Origin of the sequence: Streptomyces sp. NPDC014676, assembly GCF_043084105.1 — a bacterium.
Taxonomy (GTDB): domain Bacteria; phylum Actinomycetota; class Actinomycetes; order Streptomycetales; family Streptomycetaceae; genus Streptomyces.
This window is the reverse complement of sequence record NZ_JBIBZI010000005.1, coordinates 242,845-258,453: the sequence shown is the minus strand read 5'-3', so window position 1 is coordinate 258,453 and position 15,609 is coordinate 242,845. Positions and strand designations below refer to the sequence as shown.

The window sequence follows — 15,609 nt, the reverse complement described above, 5'->3', positions numbered from 1 at the left end:
GCGCGTCGGCGCCGATGCCCGTGTTCCCGCCGCGGACAGCCGGACGCCGCCGGTCGGAGGCCCGGCGGCGTTCCGTGCGAAGTGCGGCGGTCGGTGCTGTCCGAGGCGGAACCGTGTTTCCCGCCCCGCTGGGCGGAGGTCCGGTTCCCTCCCCGGGGACAGCCGGAAGCGACCTCGGGGCCTCCGGCGGATCGGGTGCGGATGGGCACGCCCGCGGGGCCGTCGTGCCGTACGGCACCGACAGCCCCGGGCAGGCTCAGTACCCGCGGTACTGCTGGCTGTTGTACGGGTCCTGGTAGGGAGCGGGACCCGGCCGCGGGGCCGCGGGGCGCATCGCCTCGTAGCCCGCGGGCGGAACCGGACGCGGCGGCTGCGGCTGGGGGCCGGGGTAGCCGCGCGGCGCGGTCGCCTGCTGCGGGATGTACGCCGCGGGCGCCTGCTGGAACGGGGCGGGCTGCGGCGCCTGCGGGTAGCCGTAGGAGGGCTGGGACGGAGCCGCCGGGAGGGCGGGCAATGCCGAGGGGAGGGCGGGCAGATGGCTGGCCGGCGCCTCGTACGCGGCGGGGACCCGGATCGGGGCGATCTGCGGGGTACCCCGCTCGGCCACGAGGGAGTCGTAGATCGGGGTGTCCGGGAAGGCAGCGGAGTAGTAGCCGCCGCCATAAGTGGAGCGGGGGGAGGTCATGGCACATAAGTTAAGCCCACGATGTGCTGGTTGGGGAGACCGATAAGAGGGTTGTTTTCCGTGCCCGGCGTGACCGGGGATCCCCAATACGAGCGAACTTGTGGAAAACGGGCACATCGGCAGGAGTATTTCGTGTAAAGGCCGAGTTCCGGACGGGTTACCGGCGGTTGGCCACCGGTTCCCGCGCACTCCCCGTGGGAGTTCCCCGGGCGGGGGAATAAGTTGTGCGCACGAACACCGACGGACACCGGGTCCCGGCCCGGCGCGGCGACCCGTGATGGGGGCGGACATGTCAATGCCGAAGGGATCGAACACACCGGTGCCGACGACGGCCCTACGGGTGGACGTGGGCCGGCGCTCCGGCCCCGGCGTACCCGACGCGGACGCCTCGGCCCTCCTGCTGACCGGCGGGAAGGTCCGCTCCGACGACGACTTCGTCTTCTACAACCAGCCCGCCCACGCCTCCGGCGCCGTGCGCCACGAGGGCAAGCGGGACGCGGGAGGGCGGGCCACCGACACCCTGCTCGTCGACCTCGCGCGCGTGGAGCCCGGCATCGAGACGGTGATCCTGGCCGCCTCCTGCGACGGCGGCACGTTCGGACAGGTCCAGGACCTGTGCATCGAGGTCAAGGACGCCGCGAACGGCACCGTGGCGGCCCGCTTCGACAGCACGGGCGCGACCACCGAGACGGCGTTCGTCCTCGGCGAGTTCTACCGGCGCCAGGGCGCCTGGAAGTTCCGCGCCGTAGGCCAGGGATACAGCAGCGGACTCGAGGGCCTCGCCACCGACTACGGCATCACGGTGGACGAGCCGCAGCGCGCCCCCGCGGCACCCGCCGCCCCCGTGGCCCCGGTGCCGCCCGTCGCGCCGCCGGTCACCATGTCCCCTCCGGCCGCACCGCCCCCGCCGTCCGCACCCCCCGCACCGGTCCGGCTGACGAAGGTGACGCTCACCAAGGCGGCCCCCTCCGTCTCCCTGACCAAACAGGGCGGCACGTCGGGCGCCCTGCACGTGAACCTCGACTGGGAGGTCCGCAAGCAGTTCTCCGGCTGGGCCGGCAAGCTGGGCCGCCCGGTCGCCCTGCACTCCGACCTCGACCTCGACCTGTGCGCCCTGTACGAACTCACCGACGGACGCAAGGGCGTCGTCCAGGCCCTCGGCAACGCCTTCGGCGCACTGCACCAGCCCCCCTTCATCCACCTGGACGGCGACGACCGCACCGGTGCCGCGGCGAACGGCGAGAACCTCACCGTCAACCTCGACCACAAGCACCTCCTCCGGCGCGTCCTCGTCTTCGTCACCATCTACGAGGGCGCCCGCTCCTTCGCCGACCTGCACGCCACGGTCACGCTCCGGCCGCAGCACGGCGCGCCGATCGACTTCTCCCTCGACGAGTGCACCGTCCCCTCGACGGTGTGCGCGCTCGCCCTGATCACCAACACCGGCGGCGGCGAGCTCGTCGTCCGGCGCGAGGCCCGCTACCTGGTCCCCGAGCGCGGAGTGAGCCCGCAGCGCACCGTCGATCACGCCTACGGGTGGGGCATGAACTGGACCCCCGGCCGCAAGTGAGGGCTGTTCAGCCCTCGTCCGGTACGGCGTCCGGACGTGCGTAGGTGCGGCCCTTCCAGGCCGCACCGCGCCCCCGGTGGTGCCGCACCGCCGAGTCCACCGTCATCAGGAGGTACAGGAACGCGGTGAACGGCAGCAGGGGAGCGAGCCACAGCGGCTGCCGGTAGTACCGGAGCATCGGCACGTACGTCCCCGACATCACCAGCCAGGCCGCCGCGCCGAGGACCGCCGCCACCCCGCTTCCCGTCACCGCGCCCACGATCACCGCGACGGGCGGCACCAGGTACACCAGCGCCAGCCCGGCGACCGTACCGGCCAGCAGCACCGGGCTGTGCCGCAGTTGCGCGTACGCGCTCCGCGCCACCATGCGCCACAGGTCGCGCAGCCGCGGATACGGACGCACGCTGTCCACCCGGTCCGCGAGTCCCAGCCAGACCCGTCCGCCGCCCCGCTTCACCGCGCGGGCGAGCGCCACGTCGTCGATGACGGCCCCCCGGATCACGTCCGGGACCCGCGCCCGCCCGGCCGCCTCGGCACGCAGCAGCACACAGCCGCCCGCCGCGGCGGCCGTACGGGTTTCCTCCCGCCCGATCCGGCGGAACGGGTACAACTGCGCGAAGAAGTAGACGAACGCCGGTACGACCAGACGTTCCCAGAGGCTCTCCACCCGCAGCCGGGCCATCTGCGACACGATGTCGAACCCCCCGGTACGGGCCGCCGCCACCAGCCGGCGCAGACTGTCCGGGGCGTGCGCGATGTCGGCGTCCGTCAGCAGCAGGTACTCGGGGTCACGCGCGCGTGCCAGCCCCATGCCGTGCCGCACCGCCCACAGCTTGCCGGTCCAGCCGGCGGGCGGCTCGCCCGGCGAGCCCACCGTGAGCGGCAGCCCGCCGTGCCGGTCCGCGAGCTCCCGCGCGAGCTCCCCGGTGCCGTCCGTGCTGCCGTCGTCGACGAGGAAGACCTCGGCCCGGCCCGGATAGTCCTGGGCGAGCAGCGAGGGCAGGCTCGCGGGCAGCACCGCCGCCTCGTCCCGGGCGGGGACCACGACACACACCGACGGCCAGGTCCCCGGGTCGCGGGACGGCGGGAGCCGCACATCCGTACGCCAGAAGAAGCCCTGGCAGAACAGCAGCCACCACCAGGCGGCGAGTGATCCGGCGGCACTCCACACAATGGCGCTCACCTGCCGCAGTCTGCCCCACGACAGAGGCCCGAAGCGGCTCATCGTCTATCGTGGCCGGGTGAAGATCGCGCTCATGGACTCCGGAATCGGGCTGCTGGCGGCCACCGCCGCGGTACGGCGTCTGCGCCCCGACGCCGATCTCGTCCTCTCCCTCGACCCCGACGGCATGCCCTGGGGGCCCAGGACCCCGGAGGACCTCACCGGGCGTGCCCTCGCCGTCGCCGAGGCGGCCGCCGCGCACCGGCCCGACGCGCTGATCGTCGGCTGCAACACCGCCACGGTGCACGCCCTCACCGCCCTGCGGGCCCGCCTCGAGCCCGGCCTGCCGGTCATCGGCACCGTCCCGGCGATCAAACCGGCGGCGGCCGGCGGCGGACCGCTGGCGATCTGGGCCACACCGGCCACGACCGGCAGCCCCTACCAGCGGGACCTGATCGAGAACTTCGCCGACGGCGTCACCGTCACCGAGGTGCCGTGCTGGGGGCTGGCCGAGGCGGTGGAGCGCGCGGACGAGACGGCGATCGACGCCGCCGTCGCCGCGGCCGCCGAGCTCACCCCGGACGACGTGACGACCGTCGTCCTGGGCTGCACCCATTACGAACTGGTCGCCGAGCGCATCCGGGCCGCCGTGCAGCGTCCCGGCCGCCCCCCGCTCGCCCTGCACGGCTCCGCCGGAGCGGTGGCCGCACAGGCCCTGCGCCGCCTCGGTGAGCAGCCCGCCCCCCAGACGTCGGCGAGCGGCACCCTGACGGTGCTGCTGAGCGGACGCGAGGGCGCGCTGCCCACGGCCGCCCTCACCTACGCGGAGGGCCGGCTGCTGCGGCACGCCGCTGCCGCCCGGACGGCCCAGTAACGCTGCGCCACGCGGTACCCGCGGAGCGAATTCTGAGTAACCTCGATTTCATGAGGGACCACCGCCACGGCGAGCATGCCCCGTACCCCGAGGTCTGGACCGGTCGCGCGACCAACCGCTTCCAGTGGTTCCTGGCGCTGATCGGCGCCGCCTGCCTGGCGCTCGGCATCGCGCTGGCCGTCGACTCCCAGTGGACGTCCGGCATCGCGCCGCTGGCCATGGCCGTCGTCGGCTGCATCGCCGCCGGGCTGCTGGTCCTGTTCGGCACCCTCGCCTTCGTGCACGTCGCGCTGCGGGTCGACGAGGAGCATCTGGAGGTGCGCTGCGGTCACATCGGCGTGCCCCGCCGCCGTATCCCGCTCTCGCACGTCGCGGGCGCGGAGTTCGCCCCGCACGTCACCCCGCGGCACTGGGGCGGCTGGGGATACCGCTGGCGCCCCGAGAAGGGCACGGCGGTCGTCGTACGCCGCGGCGAGGGCATCATCCTGCGCCTGTGGGACGGCCACACCTTCACGGTGACGGTGGACGACGCGGAAGCGGCGGTGACAGTCATCCGGGACCGCCTCCGCCCCCGCAGACACTGACCGCGCAGCCGCGGGCAGTCCTGCCTCCCCAGTGCCTCAGGGACCTGGGAGAAGCCCCGCAAGCGCCGGGCCGCGCGACCAGGGCACCGGCACACCGTAACGGCTGGTGCACGGTGTGGGGACGTGTGGTGACAAGCCGCGCGGAAACGATGCGGCACGCGGCCCGCACACCCGGGGCGGCGAGGGTCCGCCCGGCGTCCCGCACCCCGCCGACCGTGCTGTCGGCCGCCAGGTCACGCGCCGTAGACTCCCGGAGTGACCGTCACCGCAACCCCCGTCGACGAGTCGGACCCGATGCCGCCGCGGACCGCGCCCCCGGCGCGGGGCGGGCGGCTGGTGCGCCTCCTCCCGGCCGCCGCAGCCGCGCTCTCGGGCCTGCTCCTCTACGTCAGCTTCCCGCCGCGCACCCTGTGGTGGCTGGCCCTGCCCGCCTTCGCCGTCTTCGGCTGGGTGCTGCGCGGCCGGAGCTGGAAGGCGGCGCTCGGCCTCGGCTACCTCTTCGGCCTCGGCTTCCTGCTGCCGCTGCTGGTGTGGACCGGTGTGGAGGTCGGCCCCGGCCCGTGGATCGCCCTCGTGGTGATCGAGGCGGTCTTCGTCGCGCTGGTCGGCGCGGGTGTCGCCGCGGTGTCGAAACTCCCCGGGTGGCCGGTGTGGGCGGCGGCGCTGTGGATCGCCGGCGAGGCGGTACGCGCGCGCGTACCGTTCAGCGGCTTCCCCTGGGGCAAGATCGCGTTCGGTCAGGCGGACGGTGTCTTCCTGCCGCTCGCCGCGCTCGGCGGCACCCCCGTACTGGGCTTCGCCGTCGTGCTGTGCGGCTTCGGCCTGTACGAGATCGTCCGGCTGACCCTGCGGGCCCGGCGCACCGGGACCGTACGGCGGGCCGCGGCGGCCGTCGGCGTGCTGAGCGTCGCCGTACCGCTGGTGGCCGCCCTCGCCGCCCGGTCGCTGGTCAGCGACGAGGCCGAGGCCGGCACCGTGACCGTCGCCGTCATCCAGGGGAACGTGCCCCGCCTCGGTCTCGACTTCAACTCCCAGCGGCGCGCGGTCCTCGATTACCACGCGCGGGAGACGGAGCGCCTGGCCGCGGACGTCGCGGCCGGCAAGGCCGAGCGCCCCGACATCGTGCTGTGGCCGGAGAACTCCTCCGACATCGACCCCTTCACCAACCCCGACGCGCGCACCGTCATCGACAAGGCGGCCAAGGCCATCGGCGCGCCCATCTCGGTCGGCGGCGTGGTCGACAGGGACGGCGAGCTGCTCAACGAGCAGATCCTCTGGGACCCGGAGAAGGGCCCCGTCGACACCTACGACAAACGGCAGATCCAGCCGTTCGGCGAGTACCTCCCGCTGCGCTCGCTGGTGGGGGCGATCAACGAGAACTGGACGTCGATGGTCAGCCGGGACTTCAGCCGGGGCGGCGAGCCGGGCGTCTTCACCATGAACGGTGCCGGCGTCGGCCTGGTCACCTGCTACGAGGCCGCCTTCGACTGGGCGGTGCGCGACACGGTCACCGCCGGCGCCCAGATGATCTCGGTGCCCAGCAACAACGCCACCTTCGGCCGCAGCGAGATGACCTACCAGCAGCTCGCCATGTCCCGGGTCCGCGCCGTGGAGCACAGCCGCGCCGTCACCGTGCCGGTGACCAGCGGGGTCAGCGCGGTCATCATGCCCGACGGGGAGATCACGCAGCGGACCGGCATGTTCGTCGCCGACTCGCTGGTGCGGGAGGTGCCGCTGCGCACCTCCCGGACTCCCGCCACCCGCCTCGGCATCCTCCCGGAGATCGCCCTCGTCCTGGCCGCCGCGGGCGGACTGGGATGGTCCGTCGCCGCCGGGGTGCGCGGGCGACGCGCCGGTGACGTGCGGTAGTACGCCCGCCGCACGCCCCCTGAAGCGCGGGGGAGGGCTCTGACCGGCCGGTTAGGGTCGGGGGCATGGCTACTCCTGACTTCATCCGCGCCCTGCGCGCCTCCGCCGGTCATCAGCTCCTCTGGCTCCCCGGGGTCACCGCCCTCGTCTTCGACGACGAGGGCAGAGTCCTGCTGAACCGGCGGACCGACACCCGCAAGTGGTCGGTGATCGGCGGCATTCCCGACCCCGGGGAGCAGCCCGCGGCCTGCGCCGTGCGGGAGGTCGAGGAGGAGACCGCGGTGCGCTGTGCCGTCGAGCGGGTCGTACTGGTCCAGGCGCTGGACCCGGTGACGTACGAAAACGGCGACGTCTGCCAGTACATGGACATCACCTTCCGCTGCCGTGCCCTCGGCGGCGAGGCACGGGTCAACGACGACGAGTCGCTGGACGTCGGCTGGTTCGCCGTGGACGCGCTGCCGGAACTGAACGAGTTCGCGCGCTTCCGGATCAAGCAAGCCATGTCCGACGCACCCACATGGTTCGACCCCACTGGAACTGGCTGAACTGTAGGGCTTGCCCACATGGGGCGTTGTGGGGGTGCTGCCTAGGGTCGAGACATGACCGTGCCCCGTGCCCTTCCGGCCCCCCACGCCACCCCACTCGACCTCGGTGGCCGTACCGCCCTCGTCACCGGCGCCGCCGGCGGCATCGGCCGCGCCTGCGCGTTGCGGCTCGCGGCCGCCGGGGCCGAGGTCAGAGCCGTCGACCGGGACGCCGCGGGCCTGGAGGCGCTCGCCGAGGCGGCCCGGGACGCCGGGGGCGCCGTCGAGCCGCACGTCCTCGACCTCACCGACCTGGACGCCGCCGAACTCGCCGCCGCCGGCACCGACGTGCTGGTCAACAACGCCGGGCTGCAGCTGGTCCGCCCCATCGAGGAGTTCCCGCCCGACGTCTTCCACATGGTGCTCACCGTGATGCTGGAGGCACCCTTCCGGCTCATCCGGGGCGCCCTGCCCCACATGTACGGCCAGGGATGGGGCCGCATCGTCAATGTGTCCTCGGTCCACGGTCTGCGCGCCTCTGCCTATAAGTCCGCCTATGTGGCCGCCAAACACGGCCTGGAGGGACTGTCCAAGACCACCGCCCTCGAAGGCGCGCCCCACGGCGTCACCTCCAACTGTGTGAACCCCGCCTATGTGCGCACCCCACTGGTCGAAAAGCAGATCGCCGACCAGGCCCGGACCCACGGCATCCCCGAGGACCGTGTCCTGTCCGAGGTGATACTGCGGGACAGCGCCGTCCGGCGGCTCATCGAACCGGAGGAGGTCGCCGAGGCGGTGGCCTATCTGTGCGGCCCGCAGGCGTCCTTCGTGACCGGCACCTCACTCGTCCTGGACGGCGGCTGGACCGCGCACTGAGACATCGGCCGACGGCGGCCGGCCGTCGGCCGGCAGAGTTCTCCACAGGCCTGACGGGGCGGCCGCGCGATGAGGAATCCTGTGAGCATGTCCCGCGATCACGTGCAGTCCGCCGAGCGTCCCGCCCCCGCCGCCGGAGCGCCGGGCCGGACGCGTCCCGACGCCGGCCCCGCGTCCGGCAGCGCCGAGACGCCGTTCCTGGAGCTGCTGGCGCGCGGCGCCTCCGCCGAGGCGTACGAGCAGCCGGTGCTGCTCGCCCGCGCCGAGGGACTGCCCGCCGAGCGGATCACCGCCCTCCAGCAGGCCAAGGTGCTCGCCCTGCGGGTGCGCGCGGAGCTGGAGGGGCGCCGCCGCCGGGAGGCCGAGCTGTCCGCACTCTTCGAGACCGCCCACGACCTCGCCGGACTGCGCGACCTGGACGCAGTGCTCCGGGCGATCGTGCAGCGCGCCCGTTCCCTGCTCGGCACCGACGTGGCCTACCTCAGCCTGAACGACCCGGCCAGGGGCGACACCTACATGCGGGTCACCGAGGGCTCGGTCGCCGCCCGCTTCCAGCAGCTGCGCCTCGGCATGGGGGAGGGGCTCGGCGGCCTCGTCGCCCAGACCGCCCGCCCCTACGTCACCGACGACTACTTCCGCGACGACCGCTTCCAGCACACGCGCAGCATCGACACCGGCGTGCGGGACGAGGGACTCGTCGCGATCCTCGGTGTGCCCCTGACGCTGGGGCACCACGTCATCGGCGTCCTGTTCGCCGCGGACCGGCGGGCCCGGGTCTTCGAACGGGAGCAGATCGCCCTGCTCGGTTCCTTCGCCGCCCTCGCCGCGGCCGCCATCGACACCGCCAACCTGCTCGCCGAGACCCGCTCGGCCCTCGCCGGCCTGGAACGCGCCAACGAGATCATCAAGGACCGCAGCGCGGTCATCGAGCGCGCCTCGGAGGTCCACGACCGGCTGGCCGAACTGGTCCTGCGCGGCGGCGGGGTGCACGACGTGGCCGCCGCCGTATCCCAGGTACTGGACGGCACGGTCGAGTTCACCGAGGCCACCGCGGCACCCGGCCGGGCCCTGGAGTCCTCACGGGCGGAAGGCCACGCGGTACGGCACCGGGACGACTGGATCGCCGCGGTGGCCGCCGGCGACGAACTCCTCGGCGCGCTGGTCCTGCGCGGCCACCCCGGCCTCGACCCCGTCGACCAGCGCACGCTGGAACGCGCGGCCATGGTCACCTCACTGCTGCTGCTCGCCCGCCGCTCCGCCGCCGAGGCCGAACAGCGCGTCCGCGGCGAGCTGCTCGACGACCTGCTCGACGCCCGTGACCGGGACCCGCGCCTGCTGCGCGAGCGCGCGGCCCGGCTGCACGCCGACCTCGACGCCACCCACACCGTGCTCGCCGCCCGCCTGGAGGGCTCCGCCGCCGACGCCGACGAGGAGGCGGACGCCCGCAGACGGCTGTGGGCCGCGGCCTCCCACCTCGCGGCCACCCGGCAGGGCCTCGCCGCCGCACGCGACGGCGGCACCGTCCTGCTGCTGCCCCTCACCCCCGGCGACACCGCCACAGAGCTGGCCCGCCGCACCGCCCGCCACCTGGGCACGGCCGTCCACGAACCGGTCACCGTCGGCGCGTCCGCCCCGGTCGAACACCTCACCGCCCGTCCCGACACCGTGGCGTCGGCCTACGCGGAGGCCCGCCGCTGCCTGGACGCCCTCCGCCTCCTCGGCCGCGCCGGTGACGGCTCCGCCGCCGAGGACTTCGGCTTCCTGGGGCTGCTGCTGGCCGGCGAGCGGGACATCGCCGGCTTCGTGACCCGCACCATCGGCCAGGTCGTGGCGTACGACGAACGACGCGGCACCGAGCTGCTGCGCACCCTCGACGCCTACTTCGCCTGCGGCATGAGCCCCGCCCGCACCAAGGACGAACTGCACGTCCACGTCAACACGGTCGCCCAGCGGCTGGAACGCGTCGGCCGCCTCCTCGGCGACGACTGGCAGAGCCCGGCCCGGGCCCTGGAGATCCAGCTCGCCCTGCGCCTGCACCGCCTGTCCGGAGGCACACCGCCTCCCGCACGGCACTGACCTCCGTACGCGGAGCGCGTACGGAGGTCAGTGCCGTGCGGGATCAGACGGTGCGCGCGTCCCGGACCGCCTCGACCGGTTCGTCCGCGCCACCCGACGGGTCCGCGTACGCCAGGTCCCGGTGCCGGGTCTCCTCGGCGGCCGCCACGGCGACGACCGTCAGCAGGCTCGCCGCGATGACGTAGAGCGAGATCGGCGTGGAGCTGCCGTAGTCCGAGAGCAGCGCCGTGGCGATGAGCGGCGCCGGCGCGCCCGCGGCCACGGAGGCGAACTGGGCGCCGATGGAGGCACCGGAGTAGCGCATCCGGGTCGCGAACATCTCGGAGAAGAAGGCGGCCTGCGGCGCGTACATCGCCCCGTGCAGTACCAGACCCACGGTCACCGCCAGCAGCAGGCTGCCGAAACCGCCGGTGTCGATCAGCGCGAAGAACGGGAACATCCACAGCCCCACCCCGGCCGCGCCGATCAGATACACCGGACGCCGCCCGAGCCGGTCCGACAGGGCGCCCCAGGCCGGGATGACGGCGAAGTGGACCGCCGAGGCGATGAGCACCGCGTTGAGCGCGGTCTGCTTCGAGACCCCGGCGGACGTGGTCGCGTACACGAGGATGAACGCGGTGATCACGTAGTAGCTGATGTTCTCCGCCATGCGCGCCCCCATCGCCACCAGTACGTCACGCCAGTGGTGCCGCAGGACCGCCACGACCGGCATCCGTTCGGCGCCCGCATCCGCCTTGCGGGCCTCGGCCTGCTCCAGCGCCCGTTTGAACACCGGCGACTCATCGACGGAGAGACGGATCCACAGACCGACGATCACCAGTACCCCGGACAGCAGGAACGGGATCCGCCAGCCCCAGGCCCCGAACGCGGAGTCCGACAGCACGGCGGTCAGCAGCGACAGCACACCGGTCGCCAACAACTGCCCCGCCGGCGCACCGGTCTGCGGCCACGAGGCCCAGAACCCGCGCCGCCGCGCGTCCCCGTGCTCGGACACCAGCAGCACGGCACCGCCCCACTCACCGCCGAGCGCGAACCCCTGGACCAGACGCAGCACGGTGAGCAGTACGGGCGCGGCGCTGCCGACGGTCGCGTGCGTGGGCAGCAACCCGATCGCGAACGTCGCCCCGCCCATCATCAGCAGGCTCAGCACCAGCAGCTTCTTGCGCCCGAGCCGGTCCCCGTAGTGCCCGAAGACCAGCGCGCCGAGCGGCCGCGCGGCGAACCCGACGGCGTACGTCAGGAACGACAGCAGCGTGCCGACCAGCGGATCGGAGTCCGGGAAGAACAACTTGTTGAAGACGAGCGCGGCGGCGGAGCCGTAGAGGAAGAAGTCGTACCACTCGATGGTGGTGCCGATGAGGGACGCGGCGACGACGCGCTTGAGGTTGTCCGGGGCTGGTGGAGCGGTTGCGGGCGACGACATCGGCACCACTTCCTGGGGTGTGACGGGGACGTTTGCGTGTCGCCACACCGTAGGAATCCGCAGGTCAGGCGCACATGTGGCGGGACAACATAGTTCGAGGGCCGGCTATGCGCGTGGCCACCATGCCGACTTGTGGAAAGGCGTCTCAGGAGCGCGATGGTGGTCGAAACAAGTGCCGTCCGGGACGCGTGGTTCAGGGTGATTCGACGGTGTGGTGCTGACTCCCGGATGGCGTCCCGCTGGGTGGTGTAGGGGATCTCCGCGGTTGAATGCGCGGGTTCCGCTCCCTCGGGTGCACCGCCTGCCGGTGTCTGCTCCCTGCTCAACCGGCAGGCCACCGTGCAACTGCCCGGAGTGAACGGACGGTTCGACCCCAGGGGGTGCACGGTGTCCTTGTCCCGGCGTGACCTGCTTCGCCTGCTTGAGTCACTACGTTCGGCAGATGGTCTTGAACTCGTCCGTGAGGTCGCCGAACGGCTGCTGCAGGAACTGATCGAGGCCGAGGCCACCACGAAGATCGGCGCGGAGTGGGGCGAGCACACCGACGCCCGCACCACTTGGAGCAACGGGCACCGGGAGAAGACGGTGACCACGCAGGCCGGCGACCTGGAACTCGCGATCCCGAAACTGCGGTCCGGAAGCTTCTTCCCGAGCCTTCTCGAGCGCCGGCGGCGCATCGACCAGGCTCTCTACGCGGTCGTCATGGAGGCGTACGTCCACGGCGTGTCCACCCGCTCGGTCGACCACCTGGTCAAGGCCCTGGGCTCGGACACCGGGATATCCAAGAGTGAGGTATCCCGGATCTGCGCGGACCTGGACGAACAGCTCGACGCCTTCCGCACCCGCCCGCTGGACCACATCCGGTTCCCTTACCTGTTCGGCGAAGGAGGACCTGACCGCGTTCGCGGACTTCCCCCACCAGCACGGGAAGAAGATCCAGTCCACGAACCCGCTGGAACGGCTGAACCGGGAGATCAAACGCCGCACCGACGTCGTCCAGGCCTTCCCCAACCCGACCGCCGTCCTCCGCCTCGCCACCGCGGTCCTCGCCGAACTCCACGACGAATGGATCGCCTTCCCCCGCCGCTACCTTTCCAACGAGAGCATGGAGGCCCTCTACCCCGATACCCCGACCGTCCTGCCCGCCACGTCAGACGACTGATCGCCTACACCACGACAAGGGACATCACCTGGCGCTGCCTGTGGAGCGCCAGAAGTCCCTCGCCGCCAGGGCGACGGAGATCCATCGCCTGGCGAGCAGTCACTCGCCGTTCCTCTCCATGCCCGAGGAAATCTCCGCCCTCCTGGCGAAGATCGCGCGCGGAGCTGCCGGCCGACCTGCCTGAAACGGCGAGCGGAGCCATTGCAGGATCGCAGTCATGCACGCGGAGAGCACGTGTCGCACCCGGCCGGTCTCCGTCGAGCGATGCGATGCCGGAACGACGAACCCCTCGGTCGCGCTCTCAAGGCGGTAAGGAACGCACGGTCCAGGCAGCCGGTGTCGTCCGGATCGCCCCGACACCGGTTTCGCCGGTTCGCCGTACGGCGGCTCGTTCCTGGCCCAGCGGGTCCTGCAGCGAGTCGGTGTGTCGGGTCAGCCCGTCTGCGCGGTGGGGAACGCCTGCGCGAGCGGCGTGTTCGCCGGAGACGGTACGGTCACGTACGGTGCGGACCGCACTCGCGTCCTATGATCGAGCCCCGGTTCGCAGCACGCCTTCGGGGTCATAGCGCTTCCACAACTCAGTCACGCGGGTACCGACGGATCCCGGATAGGTGCGGTCGAACGCGGCCTTGTCCGGGTTGCTCTCGAAGTTCACGTACGCCCCCTGCGTGTGCTCCGCCACCGGTTCCCATGCCTTGCCCAGCGCTTCGTGCCCGTAGGGAGGGAAGGACGAGGCGATGACGAGAGACCGCTGATGCCGATGGGGGAACGCGGTTGCCGAGGGATCGATGTCGGCGACCGCGCCGCCGAGTGACCGCATCTGGATCAGCACGGGAGTGGGGCCGCTCACCGCGTCGACCATGGCGCGGGCCGCGGTGGGCGTCATGTCCGTGATCAGGCCATTCGACGTGGAGGAAGCCATCTGCCCGACATTGGCGTGTAGGTGGTGCCGTGGCACCAGGCTCCTGTACGGCGTGACGAGAGCCTGCTGGAGCGTCGCATCACCGATGCCGAGGAGAGGCTCGATCGCACGGCGAATTGCCTGCTGATCGTCCGTGGCGACGACCGCGGTGATGAAAACATGCGTGTCGGCCCCCTGCGAGGACAGCATGAGCGCGGTCGTGAGCTCCCGCGGCGCGTCCCTCAGGACCGCGTCCATGCGCTGAAGCACCTGACCCGCCGGATCGACGCGGGCGGCGATCTGCGCATATCCCACGGAGCGCAGTTCCATCGCCTCGATCTCGAAGGCCACGGCTACGCCCGCGCCCGCGCCCGCACCGCGCATCACCCACAGGAGGTCCGGCTCGTTCTGCGCGTCCGCGCGCACCACCGAGCCGTCGGCGAGTACGACGTCGACGGCACGCACACGGTCGACCGTCAGACCGAAGCGGCGGACGAGCCACCCGACACCGCCGCCCACGGCCAGCCCGCCGACGCCGACGTTGCCGTGGTCTCCTGAGCTGATGGCCAGGCCGTGCGGACTGAGCGCCTGCGCCACTTGTGCCCAGCGGGCACCGGCCTCGACACGGACGAGACGCTTCCTGTGGTCGAGCACCGTGACCTTGTTCAACCGCCGCAGGTCGATGACCAGCCCCTCGTTGTTGGTGCCTCTGCCGGCCAGGCCGTGCCCACCGCTGCGCACCGCGAGGGGAAGGCCACGGTCCCGTGCCATCAGCAGGGCGGCGGCGACGTCACTGGCGGACTCGGGTACGACGACGACGGCCGGGTGGCCCACCGTGGTGTAAGTGGACCGGAAGTCGTCGTAGCGCGGATCGGTCGGCGTGATCAGCTTGCCGGTCAGCGCGGCCGGCGTGGTGTCGAGGTTCAGGTTCATCGCTGCCCCCTGACGGCCGCGACGCGTGCGCGTACGGTGGGTACCACCTGTGAGGTGAAAAGAGCGAGCTGCGCTTCCGCTTCCCCCGCGGGCCAGAGGACGAAGGTGTCGAAGCCCAGTCGCAAGGCCCAGTCGCTGAGGGCGTCGACCCACACGTCGACGTCCCCGACGAGCCCTTGGCCGGCACCGTTCGTTCCGATGCTGCCGAGGACGTTGTAGATGCGCCGGATGGATCGCGGATCGCGCCCTGCGGCCGTGGCCGCGTCGTCGATGATCTGCTGACGCGTGAGCACCTCCTCGGGAGGCACGTAGACGTTCAGCGGGGAGATCCAGCCGTCGGCCGCCCGGCCGGTCACGGCGAGCATTTTCGGCTTCTGGGCCCCCAGCCACAGCTGCACCGGCGCCGGCGGCAGTGGGCCTGCGTGATAGCCCGTCACGGCGTGGTGATCGGTCTGCAATCGCACCACGCCGCCGGCCAGGGCCTTGTGCATGAGGTGTAGGGATTCCTCGGTGAAGGCGACCATCTCCGCGCCGCGGCGCGGGTGTCCGCCCATCGAAGCGATCGCCTCGGCGAACGCGCCGCCGCCGACCCCGAGTTGCACGCGGCCGCCGGTGAGAACGCTCAGCGAGGCAGCGGCCTTGGCGAGCATGGCCGGGGGCCGTAGCTGGAGGTCGGCCACGTCGGTGAGGAACGAGACGCGGTTCGTCGCCGTCGACAGATTGCTGATCAGCGTCCAGGTCTCCAGGTGACCGGGCTGGTACGGGTGGTCCTGGACGGCGAGGTAGTCCAGTCCGGCCTGGTCGGCCTGGTGTGCGAGCCGACGGGTCTCTTCGAGTGCTTCCGCTGCCGGGGTGAGGTGCAAGCCGAACGACAGCTGGTGTCCGTAGTCGGTCATGCACATCACATTGCGACGGCCGGCCGCCCCGGGCAAACGACCTGTAAGGTGCTAATATTTTATAAGTAACTTGA

The 15,609-nt window shown here is 72.3% G+C and carries 12 protein-coding genes and 1 pseudogene; 8 read left to right on the top strand and 5 right to left on the bottom strand.

The genetic code is table 11. The features are described 5' to 3' along the window. Positions 1–256: 256 nt before the first annotated feature. A complete protein-coding gene (locus ACF1DX_RS16645) occupies positions 257–685 on the bottom strand; it encodes a DUF6643 family protein (RefSeq protein WP_391791889.1) in 429 nt (142 codons plus the stop codon). Between the two features lie 295 nt (positions 686–980). Here ACF1DX_RS16645 and ACF1DX_RS16640 point away from each other — a divergent pair, with 295 nt between their 5' ends. Continuing rightward, on the top strand, positions 981–2,255 hold the full coding sequence (locus ACF1DX_RS16640) for a TerD family protein (protein WP_391791888.1): 1,275 nt from the start codon (positions 981–983) through the stop codon (positions 2,253–2,255). A 7-nt stretch (positions 2,256–2,262) separates the two neighbouring features. Here the strand turns inward: ACF1DX_RS16640 and ACF1DX_RS16635 are convergent, their stop codons facing one another. Beyond that, complete coding sequence (locus ACF1DX_RS16635; protein ID WP_391791887.1) at positions 2,263–3,480, bottom strand: glycosyltransferase; 1,218 nt, start codon at positions 3,478–3,480, stop codon at positions 2,263–2,265. A gap of 16 nt (positions 3,481–3,496) precedes the next feature. Here ACF1DX_RS16635 and ACF1DX_RS16630 point away from each other — a divergent pair, with 16 nt between their 5' ends. From ACF1DX_RS16630 to ACF1DX_RS16605, 6 genes are all read left to right on the top strand, one after another. Then, complete coding sequence (locus tag ACF1DX_RS16630) at positions 3,497–4,291, top strand: glutamate racemase (protein WP_391791886.1); 795 nt, start codon at positions 3,497–3,499, stop codon at positions 4,289–4,291. Between the two features lie 50 nt (positions 4,292–4,341). Beyond that, a complete protein-coding gene (locus ACF1DX_RS16625; protein WP_391791885.1) occupies positions 4,342–4,875 on the top strand; it encodes a hypothetical protein in 534 nt (177 codons plus the stop codon). 255 nt (positions 4,876–5,130) lie between these two features. Next, entirely contained in the window at positions 5,131–6,744 is a 1,614-nt protein-coding gene (gene lnt / locus ACF1DX_RS16620) for an apolipoprotein N-acyltransferase (RefSeq protein WP_391791884.1), read from the top strand. A 65-nt stretch (positions 6,745–6,809) separates the two neighbouring features. Beyond that, positions 6,810–7,289 carry an NUDIX domain-containing protein gene (locus tag ACF1DX_RS16615; RefSeq protein WP_391791883.1) on the top strand — a complete coding sequence of 160 codons (480 nt, stop codon included), beginning with the start codon at positions 6,810–6,812 and terminating at the stop codon, positions 7,287–7,289. Positions 7,290–7,343: 54 nt separating this feature from the next. After that, on the top strand, positions 7,344–8,144 hold the full coding sequence (locus ACF1DX_RS16610) for a 3-hydroxybutyrate dehydrogenase (protein WP_391791882.1): 801 nt from the start codon (positions 7,344–7,346) through the stop codon (positions 8,142–8,144). Between the two features lie 87 nt (positions 8,145–8,231). Beyond that, complete coding sequence (locus ACF1DX_RS16605; RefSeq protein WP_391791881.1) at positions 8,232–10,220, top strand: helix-turn-helix domain-containing protein; 1,989 nt, start codon at positions 8,232–8,234, stop codon at positions 10,218–10,220. A 43-nt stretch (positions 10,221–10,263) separates the two neighbouring features. Here ACF1DX_RS16605 and ACF1DX_RS16600 read toward each other — a convergent pair whose 3' ends face one another. Next, positions 10,264–11,643 carry an MFS transporter gene (locus ACF1DX_RS16600; RefSeq protein WP_391791880.1) on the bottom strand — a complete coding sequence of 460 codons (1,380 nt, stop codon included), beginning with the start codon at positions 11,641–11,643 and terminating at the stop codon, positions 10,264–10,266. A gap of 387 nt (positions 11,644–12,030) precedes the next feature. On the opposite strand from ACF1DX_RS16600, the pseudogene ACF1DX_RS16595 reads away from it, so the two are divergent. Then, positions 12,031–12,805: pseudogene (locus tag ACF1DX_RS16595) on the top strand (transposase). Between the two features lie 523 nt (positions 12,806–13,328). Here ACF1DX_RS16595 and ACF1DX_RS16590 read toward each other — a convergent pair. Together ACF1DX_RS16590 and ACF1DX_RS16585 are read right to left on the bottom strand one after the other, a co-directional pair. Beyond that, complete coding sequence (locus tag ACF1DX_RS16590; RefSeq protein ID WP_391791879.1) at positions 13,329–14,639, bottom strand: FAD-binding oxidoreductase; 1,311 nt, start codon at positions 14,637–14,639, stop codon at positions 13,329–13,331. Continuing rightward, on the bottom strand, positions 14,636–15,535 hold the full coding sequence (locus tag ACF1DX_RS16585) for an LLM class flavin-dependent oxidoreductase (RefSeq protein ID WP_391791878.1): 900 nt from the start codon (positions 15,533–15,535) through the stop codon (positions 14,636–14,638). Before ACF1DX_RS16585 ends, ACF1DX_RS16590 begins: the two co-directional genes overlap by 4 nt. Between the last annotated feature and the right edge of the window lie 74 nt (positions 15,536–15,609).